16 protein-coding genes are annotated in these 14,967 nt (G+C 57.8%); 5 read left to right on the top strand and 11 right to left on the bottom strand.

Annotation, left to right across the window (positions count from 1 at the left end):
• The first annotated feature begins 65 nt into the window (after window positions 1-65).
• On the top strand, window positions 66-752 hold the full coding sequence (gene lexA, locus BM320_RS05560; RefSeq protein ID WP_090197469.1) for a transcriptional repressor LexA: 687 nt from the start codon (window positions 66-68) through the stop codon (window positions 750-752).
• Here lexA and BM320_RS05555 read toward each other — a convergent pair.
• Window positions 749-2,827: a ComEC/Rec2 family competence protein gene (locus BM320_RS05555; protein WP_311135491.1), complete on the bottom strand. Its 2,079-nt coding sequence runs from the start codon at window positions 2,825-2,827 to the stop codon at window positions 749-751. The genes lexA and BM320_RS05555 overlap by 4 nt on opposite strands.
• An 82-nt stretch (window positions 2,828-2,909) precedes the next feature.
• Between BM320_RS05555 and gltX the strand changes: the two genes are divergently transcribed.
• The 4 genes from gltX (at window position 2,910) to BM320_RS05535 (ending at window position 6,925) form a co-directional block, all read left to right on the top strand.
• Window positions 2,910-4,304 (top strand): glutamate--tRNA ligase, encoded by a 1,395-nt coding sequence (gene gltX, locus BM320_RS05550; protein WP_090197465.1) that lies wholly within the window; start codon window positions 2,910-2,912, stop codon window positions 4,302-4,304.
• 93 nt (window positions 4,305-4,397) lie between these two features.
• Window positions 4,398-5,693: a citrate synthase gene (gene gltA / locus BM320_RS05545; protein ID WP_090197463.1), complete on the top strand. Its 1,296-nt coding sequence runs from the start codon at window positions 4,398-4,400 to the stop codon at window positions 5,691-5,693.
• 18 nt (window positions 5,694-5,711) lie between these two features.
• The gene (locus tag BM320_RS05540; protein ID WP_242650959.1) at window positions 5,712-6,257 is read left to right on the top strand and encodes a GNAT family N-acetyltransferase; all 546 of its coding nucleotides are present in this window, start codon (window positions 5,712-5,714) and stop codon (window positions 6,255-6,257) included.
• A 161-nt stretch (window positions 6,258-6,418) separates the two neighbouring features.
• Window positions 6,419-6,925 carry a DUF2087 domain-containing protein gene (locus BM320_RS05535; protein ID WP_090197461.1) on the top strand — a complete coding sequence of 169 codons (507 nt, stop codon included), beginning with the start codon at window positions 6,419-6,421 and terminating at the stop codon, window positions 6,923-6,925.
• Here the strand turns inward: BM320_RS05535 and BM320_RS05530 are convergent.
• From BM320_RS05530 to BM320_RS05485, 10 genes are all read right to left on the bottom strand, one after another.
• Window positions 6,910-7,686, bottom strand: a complete 777-nt coding sequence (locus BM320_RS05530; RefSeq protein ID WP_090200389.1) for an enoyl-CoA hydratase-related protein — start codon at window positions 7,684-7,686, stop codon at window positions 6,910-6,912. The genes BM320_RS05535 and BM320_RS05530 overlap by 16 nt on opposite strands.
• A 69-nt stretch (window positions 7,687-7,755) precedes the next feature.
• On the bottom strand, window positions 7,756-8,196 hold the full coding sequence (locus BM320_RS05525; RefSeq protein ID WP_090197460.1) for a cytochrome c-type biogenesis protein: 441 nt from the start codon (window positions 8,194-8,196) through the stop codon (window positions 7,756-7,758).
• A complete protein-coding gene (locus tag BM320_RS05520; RefSeq protein ID WP_090197458.1) occupies window positions 8,193-10,163 on the bottom strand; it encodes a heme lyase CcmF/NrfE family subunit in 1,971 nt (656 codons plus the stop codon). Before BM320_RS05520 ends, BM320_RS05525 begins: the two co-directional genes overlap by 4 nt.
• Before the next feature lie 78 nt (window positions 10,164-10,241).
• Entirely contained in the window at window positions 10,242-10,445 is a 204-nt protein-coding gene (locus BM320_RS05515; protein ID WP_090200387.1) for a hemolysin XhlA family protein, read from the bottom strand.
• On the bottom strand, window positions 10,438-10,941 hold the full coding sequence (locus BM320_RS05510; protein ID WP_090197456.1) for a holin family protein: 504 nt from the start codon (window positions 10,939-10,941) through the stop codon (window positions 10,438-10,440). Before BM320_RS05510 ends, BM320_RS05515 begins: the two co-directional genes overlap by 8 nt.
• A complete protein-coding gene (locus tag BM320_RS05505) occupies window positions 10,932-11,543 on the bottom strand; it encodes a holin-associated N-acetylmuramidase (RefSeq protein WP_090197454.1) in 612 nt (203 codons plus the stop codon). The genes BM320_RS05510 and BM320_RS05505 overlap by 10 nt, the downstream gene beginning before the upstream one ends.
• Window positions 11,544-11,588: 45 nt before the next feature.
• Entirely contained in the window at window positions 11,589-12,056 is a 468-nt protein-coding gene (gene ccmE, locus BM320_RS05500; RefSeq protein ID WP_090197452.1) for a cytochrome c maturation protein CcmE, read from the bottom strand.
• The gene (gene argC, locus BM320_RS05495) at window positions 12,053-13,081 is read right to left on the bottom strand and encodes an N-acetyl-gamma-glutamyl-phosphate reductase (RefSeq protein WP_090197450.1); all 1,029 of its coding nucleotides are present in this window, start codon (window positions 13,079-13,081) and stop codon (window positions 12,053-12,055) included. Before argC ends, ccmE begins: the two co-directional genes overlap by 4 nt.
• A 34-nt stretch (window positions 13,082-13,115) precedes the next feature.
• Entirely contained in the window at window positions 13,116-13,928 is an 813-nt protein-coding gene (locus tag BM320_RS05490) for a glutamate racemase (protein WP_090197447.1), read from the bottom strand.
• Window positions 13,906-14,814 (bottom strand): lysophospholipid acyltransferase family protein, encoded by a 909-nt coding sequence (locus tag BM320_RS05485; protein WP_207496854.1) that lies wholly within the window; start codon window positions 14,812-14,814, stop codon window positions 13,906-13,908. The genes BM320_RS05490 and BM320_RS05485 overlap by 23 nt, the downstream gene beginning before the upstream one ends.
• Window positions 14,815-14,967 lie beyond the last annotated feature (153 nt).

Genomic DNA, 14,967 nt, shown 5'->3' with positions numbered 1-14,967 from the left:
CAGGGTAGTTGACACAAAACGGGAACATGCATAGAACATATGCAAAACCTATCTGGGGATAAGTCATGCTCACGAAAAAACAGCTCGACCTTTTGGCCTTTATCAACACCCGCATCCAGCGCGATGGTGTTCCCCCCAGTTTTGATGAAATGAAAGAAGCCTTGGATCTGCGGTCAAAGTCGGGAATTCACCGGCTGATCACCGCGCTCGAAGAACGCGGGTTTATCCGGCGGCTGGCGCACCGCGCGCGGGCATTGGAAATCGTGAAGCTGCCTGATGCAATGCAATCCAAATCCGGCTTCACTCCGCGTGTGATAGATGGCGACAGACCAGACAGCACCCCGCCTGCCGCGCTGCCCATTGATAGTGGCGCGATTGAATTGCCGGTGATGGGCCGGATTGCCGCCGGTGTCCCGATCGAGGCGATCAGCCAAGTGTCGCACAGGGTTTCCGTTCCGCAATCCATGGTCGGCGCGGGTGATCACTATGCGCTTGAAGTCAAAGGCGATTCGATGATTGAAGCGGGGATTAACGACGGCGACGTTGTGGTGATCCGCGAAACTTCGGTTGCCGATAATGGCGATATTGTCGTCGCGCTGGTCGAAGGGCATGAAGCCACGCTCAAACGGTTCCGCCGCAATGGTAGCGCCATCGCGCTAGAGGCGGCCAACCCCGCCTATGAAACCCGCGTGTTCCGCGATGATCAAGTCAAAGTCCAAGGGCGCTTGGTCGGGCTGATCCGCACCTATTAGGGGTTTTTCAGCACAATTTCCGGCTGTGTTGATGCATCTGCGTTTGCGTTCCACGGACGGTTACCAGCCACGCCTTGGGCGGTTGTCAGCTGCAAATCGCCCATTTCCGTTAGATCAAACGCCAAAGCCCCTGTTTGACGCAACCTGTTGATATCAAAGACAATGCAGGGGCGTCCTGTCACATCTGACTGGTTGCTGATCAGCACATCTGCGCCGCCACAACCATCAAGCGCCGCAAGCGCTGTTTTGCCCGTGACCTGCAAAATCTGCCAGTCACCGATATTGGCGCGCACGATCCGGCCATCACGCGTATAGCCAGAGCGATTTGCGGCCTCCTGCTGCGGCACCGGCGCGCCATCGTTTTCAAGCCAGATCTGCGCGACAAAGCTGCTGCCGCTTCCTTTGGACAAGGCGCGGCCTTGCGGCCCGATCACCCCGATCAATGCGGCGTTATCCGCCACTAATAACAACGGCCGCGTCGCCTGCCCCCATAGCCAAAACGCAATTATCACAGGGGCAACACCGATCAGCCGCGCCCGCCCGCGCCACAAGATACACCACAACAGCCCCAACGCCAGCAGCGCCACAACCCCGCCCCCCGGCGCCACCACATGTCCGACGGACCCGTCCCAGCCGGACACGGTCTGCGCAACCCATAGTATCCACCGCAAGCCCCATCCCATCAGCGCAAATCCGATGCCAGACAGGCCAAAAGGCGCAAGGCAGATCGCGAGCACCGCTGCGGGCATCACAAGCACCCCCATCAACGGCACGCTAAGTAGATTGGCGACCAATCCGAAATGCGCGATCTGGTTAAAATGTGCCGCCGCAAAGGGCGCGGTGGCAAGCCCTGCAACAAACGATGACATGAACACGGCAAATGTCCCGCGCAGCCATTTTGGCCAGTGTGACAGGTCAAATTTACGCAGCGCGCCAAATACCGCAACAAGCGCTGCTGTCGCCGAAAACGACATCTGGAACCCTGGCCCCATCAGGGCTTCGGGTTGCCAAAGCAGTACAATAATCGCGGCAATTGCAACGGCGCGCAGGGTCAATGCGCGCCGGTCCAAAAGCACCGCAACCAGCATCACCGCAACCATGATAAACGCGCGTTCAGTCGCGACATTGCCTCCCGAAAGCGCCAGATAAAACGCGCCGACAATCAACGCGCCAATGGCTGCGATCTTTTTGGTCTGGAACCGCAGTGAAATCGTCGCGCTCAGCGCCAACCCATAGCGCATGACCGCAAAGATAAATCCGGTCAGCAACCCCATATGCAGCCCCGATATCGCCAGCAGATGCGCAAGATTCGCGGCGCGCAAATCATCCAGCGTATCTTGCCGCATCGCGGACCGATCCCCAGTCATAATGGCCGCCGCAAACGCGCCCGCGTCACCCGCGATTGCCTTTTGCACAAAGTGCGACAGCCGCATGCGCACCGCAAAAACCTGCAGCCCCAAAGATGATTGATCCGCTGCATGCAGCCGCAGCACCGGTGTGCGCGTATACCCCACAGCACCAAGTCCCAAAAACCAGGAATGGCGCTGGAAATCAAAGCCGCCCGGCTCTGCCGGTCCGGATGGCGGCGAAAGGTGTCCGGTCAGGATCAAGGTCTCGCCGGGTTGATAATCGGTGAAATACTGGTCGCCATGCACCGAAACACGCACCCGCGCGGGTGTACGCGCGGGCGACATCCGTGACAGCACGACCTGATCCAATGTCAGCCGCGGCGCGTCGCTTGCGGATCTGTCGATATTGACCACCCGCCCCTGAATCGGCCCGTAGTAACGAAACCCCAAGACCGGTTCGGCAACCGCCACCGTGCGCCACTGCGCCACCCCGCCACCAGCGCAAACCAGCGCGATTGCGACCGCACAAGGCGCATAGGCGGGGGTAATCAGGCGCGAAGCGGCCAGCAATCCGAACGCAAGCCCCCAAACCATAACCATCTGCGCAAAATCAGGTTCCGTTGACTGCGCGAAATAGGTGCCGATCCCGATGCCAAGACACACGGGCACCCAAGTAATCAGCCCGCCCCGCTGCGCCAGAAGCATTTCTTGCAAAGCTGCGCGCACTTGTTCTTTACCCCGCAGTTTTGTATCCCCGCCACATCCGGCACCCTACCGGAAAGCTGGTTAGCGAAAGGTTAATTTCCCCATGTCCATCGTCACACGCTTTGCCCCATCGCCCACGGGCGCCTTGCACATCGGGGGCGCGCGCACAGCCCTGTTCAACTGGCTTTATGCACGTGGTCGGGGTGGGAAATTCCTGTTGCGGATCGAAGACACCGACCAAAGCCGGTCCACTGATGAAAACAAGCAGGCCATTCTGGACGGGCTGACATGGCTGGGACTTGATTGGGACGGCGAACCAACCAGTCAGGCCAATAATGCACCCCGCCACGTCGAAGTCGCGCAGGCGATGCTGGCCAGCGGCCACGCCTATAAATGCTTTAGCACCCAAGACGAGATTGAAGAATTTCGCGAAACGGCGCGCGCGGCCAAACAATCAACCCTGTTTCAGTCTCCGTGGCGTGATGTCGCCCCTGCTGACCACCCTGACCTGCCCTATGTGATCCGGCTCAAGGCGCCGCGCGACGGCAAAACGACCTTGCACGACGAAGTCCAAGGCGATGTGACATGGTCCAACGACCAGCTTGACGATATGATCCTGCTGCGTTCGGACGGTAGCCCCGTTTATATGCTGGCCGTTGTTGTGGATGATCACGACATGGGCGTGACCCATGTGATCCGCGGCGATGACCACCTTGCCAATGCATTCCGCCAGAACCTGATTTACGAGGCAATGGGCTGGGCCAAGCCGGTGCTGGCGCATATTCCGCTGATTTTCGGGCCGGACGGCAAGAAATTATCGAAACGCCACGGGGCGACAGGGGCTGCCGAATACCAGCAAATGGGCTATCCGGCGGCGGGCATGCGCAATTATCTGGCGCGCCTTGGCTGGAGCCACGGCGATGACGAATTTTTCACCGATGCGCAGGCCCGCGACTGGTTTGATCTGGGCGGGATTGGCAAATCGCCGGCGCGGTTCGATTTCAAGAAACTTGCAAATATCTGCGGCCAGCATATCGCTGCTGCCGACGATGCTGCACTGCTGCACGAATTGCAGGCATATCTGGCTTCCGTCGGGGAGGATCCGCTAACCGACCAACAAAATGCGCGTTTTTTGCAGGCAATGCACTGCTTGAAAGAGCGCGCAAAGACCATGCCTGAACTATTTGAAAAAGCACGGTTTTTGATGATAGACCACCCCATTGAGCGGGACGAGAAAGCCCAAGGGCTGTTGGATGATGTATCCCGTGGTATACTGTCGGAATTGACGCCGCAGCTGCAAAATGCTACGTGGACCCGTGACACATTAGAAGAGATCGTCACCGCGCTTGCCGAAGCTCATGATACGAAACTAGGCAAACTTGCTGGGCCGCTGCGTGCGGCGCTGTCCGGGCGTGCGGTCTCTCCGAGCGTGTTCGATATGATGTTAGTCTTGGGCCAAACCGAAACACTCGCGCGGCTCCAAGATGCCAGCAACTGAAACCAATTGGTTACGATTGGCAGTTAAATGGAGCATTAAAGTTTAGAGATGCGCCGGCAACATCTGCGTTGCGCGGCATAAAGGGGAAGACTTATGGCCGAAAATACAGATACAGCGAAACTGACGATCAAGGGTGAAACCTACGATCTGCCGATCCATTCCCCAACGGCAGGCCCTGATGTCATCGATATTCGCAAGCTTTACGCGCAGGCAAATGTGTTTACCTATGATCCCGGTTTCACATCGACTTCGGCTTGCGACAGCACCATCACATTTATCGACGGTGACAAGGGTGTACTGCTGCACCGCGGTTACCCGATCGATCAACTAGCCGCGCAGTCACATTATCTAGAAGTATGCTATCTGCTGCTTTACGGTGAATTGCCTTCTGCCGTCGAGTTGGAGAAATTCGAACGCCTCGTGACCAATCACACAATGATCCACGAGCAGATGCACAACTTCTTCCGTGGCTTCCGCCGTGACGCGCATCCGATGGCGACAATGGTTGGCGTTGTGGGGGCGATGTCGGCCTTCTACCACGATTCGACCGATATCAACGATGATCACCAACGCGAGGTCGCATCGATCCGCCTGATCGCGAAGATGCCAACAATTGCGGCGATGGCCTATAAATATTCAATCGGCCAACCGTTTGTTTATCCGCGCAATGATCTCGATTACGCTTCGAACTTCTTGCATATGTGTTTCTCGGTTCCGGCCGAAGAATACCATGTGAACCCTGTTCTGGCGCGCGCGATGGACCGTATTTTCACGCTGCACGCGGATCACGAACAAAACGCATCAACATCGACCGTGCGTTTGGCGTCATCATCAGGTGCAAACCCGTTTGCCTGTATCGCTGCGGGTATCGCCTGTCTTTGGGGCCCTGCGCACGGTGGCGCGAACCAGGCTTGCCTTGAAATGCTTAAGGAAATTGGCTCGGTTGACCGTATTCCTGAATTTATCGCCCGTGCAAAAGACAAAAACGACCCCTACCGTCTGATGGGCTTTGGCCACCGCGTTTACAAAAACTTTGACCCGCGCGCGACTGTGATGAAGCAATCTGCGGATGAAGTATTGGAACTGCTGGGCGTTGAAGACAACCCGCTGTTGCAGGTCGCGATGGAGCTTGAAAAGCAAGCGCTGGCCGATCCGTATTTCGCTGAAAAGAAACTCTTCCCGAATGTTGATTTCTACTCGGGCATCATTCTCGAAGCGATGGGTTTCCCGACATCAATGTTCACACCGATCTTTGCGATGGCACGGACCGTTGGCTGGATTTCCCAGTGGAAAGAGCAACTTGCCGATCCGCAACTGAAAATCGGCCGCCCGCGGCAACTTTATCTGGGCGAGACAACCCGCGATTATTTCGACATCGAAAAGCGCTAAGAATTGGGCCACCTTCGGGTGGCCTTTTTTACGCACCACGGGCCTTGGGCGATGATGACGCTGCATACGAAAAGACTGATCTTGCGCGGGGCGCGCCAAGCTGACCTCGACGATCTGTTCGCGATCTATAGCAATCCGCAATCGATGCGCTATTGGTCGACCGCCCCGCATACGTCGCCCGACCAGACCCAGCGCAATCTTGATGCGATGATCGCAAGGGCTGCCACGCCGCCACTGACCTATTTCATGATCACGCTAGATGGGCGGCTTATCGGCACCGCTGGGATGCATCGCGCAGATGAGGTCGGGTTCATCTTGCATCCAGATTTTTGGCGCAAGGGCATCATTTCAGAGGCCATGCAAGCCATTATCCCCCACCTATTTGAGGTCACCGACCAAGCGCAGTTGACCGCAGATGCTGATCCCGAAAACGTGGGCTCTGTCGCCACCTTGAAAAAGCTGGGGTTTACCGAAACCCACCGGGCCAAGAACACGTTCTGCATCAATGGCGTCTGGTCCGATAGCGTCTATTTATCCTTGCCGCGGCCAGAAAACCTAAGGTAAGATCGCATTGGTCATCAGTTCACCAAGGCGTCGCCAGTCCAGCCGGACCCAGCTAAACCTGATATGGCAATAATTATCCGCTGTGCTTTTGATCAGCCGGACGACAAGGGCGACCATCACACCCCGCAAACGGGTGCCGGCACAGATTGTAGGGGCACAATATGCCACGCCAAACCCAACAGGTGACGATCAAGGATCTGTCGACCTTTACCAAATCACTGCGCGCGTCATTGCAACAGCAAGACGCATTCCCATCCCATGCAAAGATGCTGAGCCTTGTCTCCAAAGCCGCAGGTTTCGATAATTATCAACACCTTAAGGCTGAACGCCCGGCCACGCCTGATAGGCCATCGCGCGGGTTAGAACGTGCTTTGCGCTGCTTTGATCAGGGGATCATGACCCGCTGGCCGAAACAGACCGCTGTGCAGGGGCTTTGCCTTTGGACGTTTTGGGCGCAATTGCCGGCCAACGTAGATCTGCGCGAAAAACAGGTGAATGAAGTGCTGAAATCCGGCAATAGCTTTGGCGACCACGTGCTTTTGCGCCGGTCATTGATTGATCACCGTTTGGTCACCCGCACGCGCGATGGCGCCACTTACCGCCGGATCGAACAGGCCCCGCCCAGCGATGCGCTTGCCCTTATGGCGGCGGTTCAGCGGCCCGTGTAGCGCGGCGCGCGTTTTTCCAAAAATGCGGCGACCCCTTCTTTGAAATCATCGGTGTCGCCGCAGATCGCCTGTAGTTTGGCCTCGACCGCCAGTTGTTCGTCCAATGTGTTTTCAAGCGACCCGCGGATCGCCTTTTTCAACTGCGCATAGGCAACGGTCGGGCCGCTGGCCAATTGCATCGCGCGTGCTTTTACGTGGGCCGCAAAATCCGCCGCCGGTGCCGTTTCATAGATCATGCCCCAGTCGCGCGCCTGATTGGCGCTTATCTTATCTGCAAAAAGCGCCGCCCCCATCGCCCGCGCGGCCCCGATCTGGCGCGGCAACCAATAGGTGCCGCCCGCGTCAGGGATCAGCCCGATGCGCGTGAATGCCTGCACGAAATAGGCATCCTCTGATGCAATCACCACATCCGCCGCCAGCGCGAGGTTTGCCCCCGCCCCCGCGGCAGGCCCGTTGACAGCGCAGATTGTCGGCACTTTGCAATCAAATATCGCCTTGAGCATCGGCACATATTCGTCGCGCAACGTGGCTTCCATATCGATCTTGCCATCGGCCGCAGCATCCGCAAGGTCTTGGCCAGAGCAGAACGACACCCCTGCCCCTGTCATTACCACCGCGCGCGCATTGTCTTGTGCGTGCTGAAAGGCTTGCGTGATCTCAAGCCGCATTTGCGTGTTCAGCGCATTCATCAGCGCCGGACGGTTCAGCGTGATTGTGGCCAGATCATCAGTGATGTCATAGGTGATTGCGTGAAAATCCATCTGCGTATCCTTGGGCTGCATTTGCGCCACCCTACCGCAGCGCGCCCCGCACCCAAGCGGAACCATGCGTCACTTTTTCAGGATTTCTGCGAGGGCTTCTTCTTCTTCGGCGCTTAATGGGGTCGCACCATCGGATTTGCGCCGGATCGTAGCCCAGCCAACGCCGAGCGCTAGCAAAAGCATCAATGGCGCCGCCAGCCAGAGGATCAGGTTCGCGCCGCGCACATTGGGGCGCAGCAGCACATATTCGCCATAGCGAAACACCATATAATCAATCACTTGCGCATCCGTGTCGCCTGCAACCAGCCGTTCACGCAGGACCACCCGCAATTCTTGCGCCACGGGCGCGTGCGATTCGTCGATGGATTCGTTCTGGCACACAGGACAGCGCAGCCCTTGCGACAGTTCACGCGCGCGCGCCTCTAGCACCGGATCGTCCAAAATCTCTGACGGCTCAACAGCCCAAACGGGGGCGGCAAGCATGCAAAACAGCAAGATCAGATGTTTCATTCTGCCGGCACCGCCTGTTTGGGCTTGGCCGCCGCCGCCCCGATCCGCAAACGCCGGTCAGACAGCGACACAAAGCCCCCCAAAGCCATCAACAGCGCGCCACCCCAAATCCAGTTGGCGAAAGGTTTGACATAAACGCGCACCGCATAGCCCCCGGTTGCCTGCGGATCGCCGATTACCACATAGATATCGCGCAGGATGCCGTTGCGAATGTCGGCCTCTGTCGTGGGCATTTTCGCAACCGGATAGAACCGCTTTTCGGGGTTCAGCGCGCCAATTTGCCGGTCACCGCGCCAGATGCCAAGCGTGGCCATGGTCGTGGTGTAATTCGGCCCTTCGACCTGACGGACATCATCAAGCGTAAAGGCAAACTGCCCGACATCCCAACGGTCACCTATCTCGGCGACGCGGATATCCTCGACCTCCCAGGCCATCATCGCGGCGATGCCAAAGACGGTGACACCCAGCCCCATATGTGCGCATGCCTTGCCCCAATCGGCGCGCGGCAACCGTGTGATCCGGCCAAGGCGCGCGGCAAACCCGCCCCGCCCGCTGCGCAGCCACAGGTCAGCAATTGCGCCGCCCACGACCCAAACCCCGAGGATCACACCAATCGGCCCTAAGGCGCTGCGTTCCGTCTGCACCGCATAGGCCAATGCCCCCAGCGCAACGGCCAAGACAAGCCATGGCAGTATGGGTTTAGTCGCGCGCGACAGGTTGCCGCGTTTCCACGCAAGGATCGACCCGATCGGCAGCACCACGGCCAGCGCCACCATAAAGGGGGTGAATGCCGCCTCAAAGAACGGCGGCCCGACGGAAAGTGTCCGACCAAACAGCATTTCTGCGACCAAAGGCCAGATCGTGCCCAAGAAGACCACAAAGCAGCTAACAGCCAGCAAGACATTGTTCAGCACAAGCGCACTTTCACGGCTAACCGTGCCAAATACGCCTTTGGATTCCAGCGCGTTCGCGCGCACAGCAAATAGCGTCAGCGCGCCGCCAAGAAACACCGCCAGAATGATCAGGATCAGCACACCGCGCTCCGGATCGTTCGCAAAGGCATGCACCGATGTCAGCACGCCAGAGCGCACGATAAACGTCCCCAAAAGCGAAAACCCGAAGGCAAGGATCGCAAGCAAGACCGTCCAGCTTTTCAACGCTTCACGCTTTTCAACAACGATGGCGGAATGCAGCAGGGCCGCCGCAATCAGCCATGGCATGAATGATGCGTTTTCAACCGGATCCCAGAACCAGAACCCGCCCCAGCCAAGTTCATAGTAGGCCCACCATGACCCCAGCGCGATTCCAAGTGTCAAAAACACCCATGCTGCCAATGTCCACGGGCGCACCCAGCGCGCCCAAGCTGCGTCAACCTTGCCTTCGATCAGGGCCGCAACCGCAAAGGAAAACGCCATGCTGAGGCCAACATAACCAAGGTAAAGAAACGGGGGATGAAATGCGAGGCCGGGATCTTGTAACAGCGGATTCAAATCGCGGCCATTCAATGGCGGCACCGCAAGACGCAAAAACGGGTTGGATGTGAACAGGATAAAGGCAAAAAACGCCACGCCAATGGACCCTTGCACCGCCAGAACGCGCGCGCGCAGACGCGCAGGCAGATTGTCACCAAACACGGCCGCACTTGCGCCAAACAGCGTCAGGATCAGCAGCCAAAGCAGCATCGATCCTTCGTGATTGCCCCAAACGCCGCTGATTTTATAGATCATCGGCTTGTCCGTATGCGAATTGGCATAGACCAGATTGAGCGAGAAATCCGAGGTCACAAAGGCCCAGGTAAGCGCCCCAAAGGCAAAGGCAACCAGCAAGAATTGTGCGATGGCCGCAGGTTCGGCCACCCCCATCCAGCCGGGGTTATTGCGGTGCGCGCCGATCATCGGGATCACCATCTGCACAATGGCAATGCCAAAAGCCAGAATCAGCGCGAAATGTCCAAGTTCTGTAATCATGCCCGCAGTCTTAGCCCAAATTGCGCGGCTGGGACATGGGTTCACGGATATTTCAGCACGCGTTTGTGGCGCAATTTGTCACAGACGAAAGCCGCCCTGCAGCGCATAGGTCAGAGCCCCCATCAAGAACCCGCCGATAACCAGCCGCACCAGCCATTTGAGCGTGTCTTCAATCGCGCCAAGCCTATCCGACACATTATCGCGGTGGACCTCATCCACGGCGTTGCGGGTTTCAATCATGCCAAGCCGTTGTTCGACCTTGTCAAACCATGTCCTATCCATTTCGGGCCTGCCAATCATCAAGCGCGGGGTTGTCACTGAACACGGGCACGCTTTCGGGGGCTTTGCTTGCCTGAACGGCGGCGATTGTACTGGCGACGGCACGCTGGAAATCCTGTTCTTTGGCCTGATGACGCGCGCCGAAATAGAAACTGACAATTGCACCCATCAACCACCATAGCGGCTCTGGCACCAGCGCCAGCCCTTCCATGCCGCGGATAAATTCATCGGGCCAGCGCATCGCGGCGATAAACATCCAGATCGTGCCAAGCGCCAGCATCGGCCGCGGCAGCCGGTTTAACCCATCAACAAAGCGGTCAAAAAGCCCGCGACGCGCATGCGCAAATTCGGCCGCAAACTGTTGCAGGCTTTCGGATTTGGCATTGGCCGCACGCGCGGCACCGCCTTCGGCGTTTTCGCGGAACACTTCGGCGGTATCAGTGATGACATTGCGCCCGTCCCCGAACAAAAAACCCATGACACCGGTGATTAATCCCATTGCGCAACCCTCTGTTTATGTTGTGTTTCTGTCAGGTGATAGCGCGGGTCGATAAATTCTTCGGCCCGCGTGATCCAGCCGCCTTTGCCGCCATTACGCCTGCGCGCGTATTTGCGGCTCGCGGGGCGGCGCGCGGCAAGATCATAGTAATAATTGCGGCGCGCGATCCCGTAGGCATCCACAATGTGGTCGGGGGCGGCCCTCAATGCCTTTTGGGTGGCTGCAATCGTCTGCGGACCAATCTGCCCGTCGACGGCCACCTCGATGCGCATATCGTTGAGCAGCTTTTGCAAAATCCGCACCGCATGTGCACCAGCGTTCACATACATATCAAAAATGGTGGCGTGCAGCGGCTCTGGCAGCTTGTCGATCTGTGGGGCCCGAAAATAGTGTTCGACAAAAATCGACACTGCATGGGCGCGGGTCAACACCCGAACGTCATCCTCGGTCACTTGGTTATCGCCGGTCAGATCCAGCCCCAACCTGCGCATCGTGTGGATCGTCACGCCGTGATTTGTGGCCCCGCCCGGATCGTCGGGGTCATTTACATAGCCGCCCTCGCGGGCGACAATTTCACTGGCGATTTGGGTGATGGATTGCATTGGCGGCCCTCATGTCTGCTTGACATGAACACTGCCTGAAACAGGTTAACGCGTGTCTTCGGCACCGTCCGGTGCGACATATGTGCCCTGATCCTTGAGCGCGTCGATGACCTCTTTTGGCATATAGGTTTCATCGTGTTTGGCCAGAATTTCAACGGCTTCAAAGGTGCCGTTCAAGTAGTTTCCCTGCGCGACAATGCCCTGACCTTCGGCAAAAAGGTCAGGCAGAATGCCGGAATAGACGACATTGACCAGTGCGCCGCCATCGGTCACCGCAAAGCGGATTTCCTGCCCCTGTCCGCGCACAAGTGAGCCTTCTTCGACCAGCCCGCCGATGCGGAACCGCTCGTTTGGCGCAGGGGGGGCGGCAACAACTTCGCTGGGTGATCGGAAGTATTGAAAGCTGTCCTCTGGCAGGAACCACAGCGCCGTCAGGATCGCAGCGATACAGGCACCGGCAATGCCGATCACCTGCACGCGGCGGCGTTTCTTGAGGCTCTTGAGCCCACTCATGGGAATACAGGGGCCAGCATCAACCCTTCGGTTTCGGGCAGGCCCAGCATCAGGTTTGCGTTCTGGATTGCTTGTCCTGATGACCCTTTGGTCAGGTTATCAAGCGCTGCGATCACAATGGCACGGCCAGCGATACGGTCGGCGACAACACCGATATGGCAAAAGTTCGACGCGCGAATATGTTTGATCGACGGTGCCTGCCCCATTGGCAGCATTTCGATAAACGGCTCGTCCGCATAGGCAGCATTGAGCGTGTCATAGATCACCTGCGGGTCGCCCTGCACATAGGTCGTCGCCAGAATGCCGCGGTTTGCGGGGATCAGATGCGGGGTGAACTGGATATGCACAGGCCGGCCTGCGATGGCGCTAAACTCTTGATCAAACTCACCCAAATGCCGATGCGTGCCGCCGATCGCATAGCCATGCGCGCCTTCGGACAATTCCGCATGCAGCAGGTTTTCTTTCAGGCTGCGCCCTGCGCCCGATACGGCTGCCATCAGGTTCAGCACAATCTGGTCAAGGTCGATCACCCCCGCCGCAATCAATGGCCGCAGCACATATTGTCCCGTCGCTGCGTTACAGCCCGTGCCCGCCACAAGCCGCGCGGTTTTGATGTCTTCGCGGTAGAATTCAGTCAGGCCGTAAACGGCTTCTTTTTGCAGTTCGACCGCGGCGTGGGGTTTGCCATACCATTTTTCATAGGCGGCAGGGTCGCGCAGCCGGAAATCGGCTGACAGATCGACGATTTTCAGATGCGTCGGCAATTGCGAGATCACCGCCTGCGATGTCGCATGCGGCAGCGCACAAAACACCAGATCGACCCCGTCAAACGACATGTCTTCGATCGTGGTCAGCGTGGGCAGGTCCAGATGGCGCAGATGCGGAAACACATCGGCCATGGCCATACCGGCCTTGGAATTTCCGGAAAGCCCGACGATATTCAGGCTGGGGTGTGTGGCAATCAACCGGACCAGTTCGGCCCCAGTGTAACCAGAAGCGCCAAGAATGGCGACGTTATATGTCATAGTCGTATCCCTTTGGGATGAAATTTAGATGGATTCAGGCTGCGGTAAATGTGATTTGTCGTCGCAGGAACTGTGTCGCGCGGGCAGAGACTTTGACCGGGTCACCCGTTGTCAGGAACGCCGAATTCTGCCCTGAGCCCACCATTTCCGGGCGCCGGGTCAGATAGTCGGCAAGGCTTTCGGCCACCAGATTGGCTTGGGAAAACACCTTGACCTCTGGGCCAAGTGCCGCTTGGAATTCGGCTTCCATCAGCGGGTAATGGGTACAACCAAGGATCGCGGCATCAGGCGATGGCATCTTGCGCATCAGCGCATCGACATGGCTACGCACCAATGCCTCGGCCAGGATCATGTCGCCGTCTTCGATTGCATCGACAACACCGCCACAGGCCTGTGCTTCGACATCGACGCCCACGGCGCGGAACGCAAGTTCACGCTGGAACGCGCGGCTGGCCACGGTGGCAGGCGTCGCAAAAAGCGCGACATGTTTGGCGGCAACTTCACGCGGTGGCGAATTATCGCCCCACTGCCGTTCGGTCAGCGCCTCGATTATTGGCACAAAGACGCCCAACACGCGTTTGCCCTTGGGCACCCAGCTTTCCTGCATCCGCCGCAGAGCCGCCGCAGAGGCCGTGTTGCAGGCAAGGATCACAAGATCGCAGCCCTCGTCAAACAGCCGCTGCGTTGCTGCTGTCGTCAGATTGTAAATATCATCAGGCGTGCGCACGCCGTATGGCGCATGTGCGTTGTCGCCCAAGTAAACAAGCGGGACTTCGGGCAAACGTTTGGCAACAGCGTCAAGCACTGTCAGCCCCCCTAGCCCACTATCGAATATGCCGACTGCCATCACGCACCTTATATTTTAGGTCTACCTCGTACCCGTATTCATCTGAATCTATCGGGCTTGGACTTAGGTCATACGTGGCTTTGCGCAGGAAATCCATGCATGCCAGCGGGTCTTTTTTGAACCGGTCCAAAACCTCGGGGCCAATCGGGTCACCGACAACAATACGGACAGGTTTATTGATGCGTTTTCGAAATTCGCGGATCAGCAGACCCGTGCGCAAATTGGCATGTAGATGGCTGACCAGCTGGAACAGCCGGCTGTTGCGGCCTTCAAAAAAGATCGGCACCACGGTCGCGCCCGATTTTGCGATCATCTTGGCCGTAAATGTCCGCCAGCCCGGATCAAGCGGCGTTGAAAACGGCGTGGCAGAAGTGGAAACCGTCCCCCCCGGAAACACGCCAATTGCGCCGCCCTGCGCAATATAGGCAACAGCCGCAGCGCGCGTTTCAAGGTTGAGCTTGGCGGCTTCTTTGGTTGTGTCAAACGAGATCGGCAAAATCACACGTTTCAGATCAGGCGCTTTGCGGAAAATTTCATGCGCAAGCACGCGAAAATCGCCGCCCCGCCGTCGCGACATGATCCGCCCGAGCATCAACCCGTCAAGAATCCCGTAAGGGTGGTTGCTAACCACAATCAACGGCCCCGTTTGCGGAATGTTTTCAAGGCTTCCGCCGATGATCTGCAGCTCGAGCCCGTAGCGCGCGACAATCACGTCCCAAAAATCCTGCCCCGCCGCGACTTCGACGTCATAACCGCGTGCTTTGCGGATCAACGACAGGCGGCCGGTGGCGTTTTCCATCGCGCGCACAAGCACGCGGCCACTGCGACCGCTGACAGATGTCGCATAAGAAATATCGCGAGCGACTTCGCTGTGGTGTTTTGACATGATCGCGTCCGTAAGAATGGTGGCCGGAGGTTACCGGCAACGGCACAACAAGAAAATGACAATAAACTGGGCTGGCGATATTTCTTTCGCCGCCATGCAGGGGCAATCAACACGCCAGAGCTATAAAAGCGCCTAATTTCGCCGCGTTTATGC

Origin of the sequence: Yoonia tamlensis, assembly GCF_900115105.1 — a bacterium.
Lineage (GTDB): Bacteria > Pseudomonadota > Alphaproteobacteria > Rhodobacterales > Rhodobacteraceae > Yoonia > Yoonia tamlensis.
The sequence above is the reverse complement of the archived record's forward strand: the minus strand, read 5'-3'. Positions and strand labels throughout refer to the sequence as shown.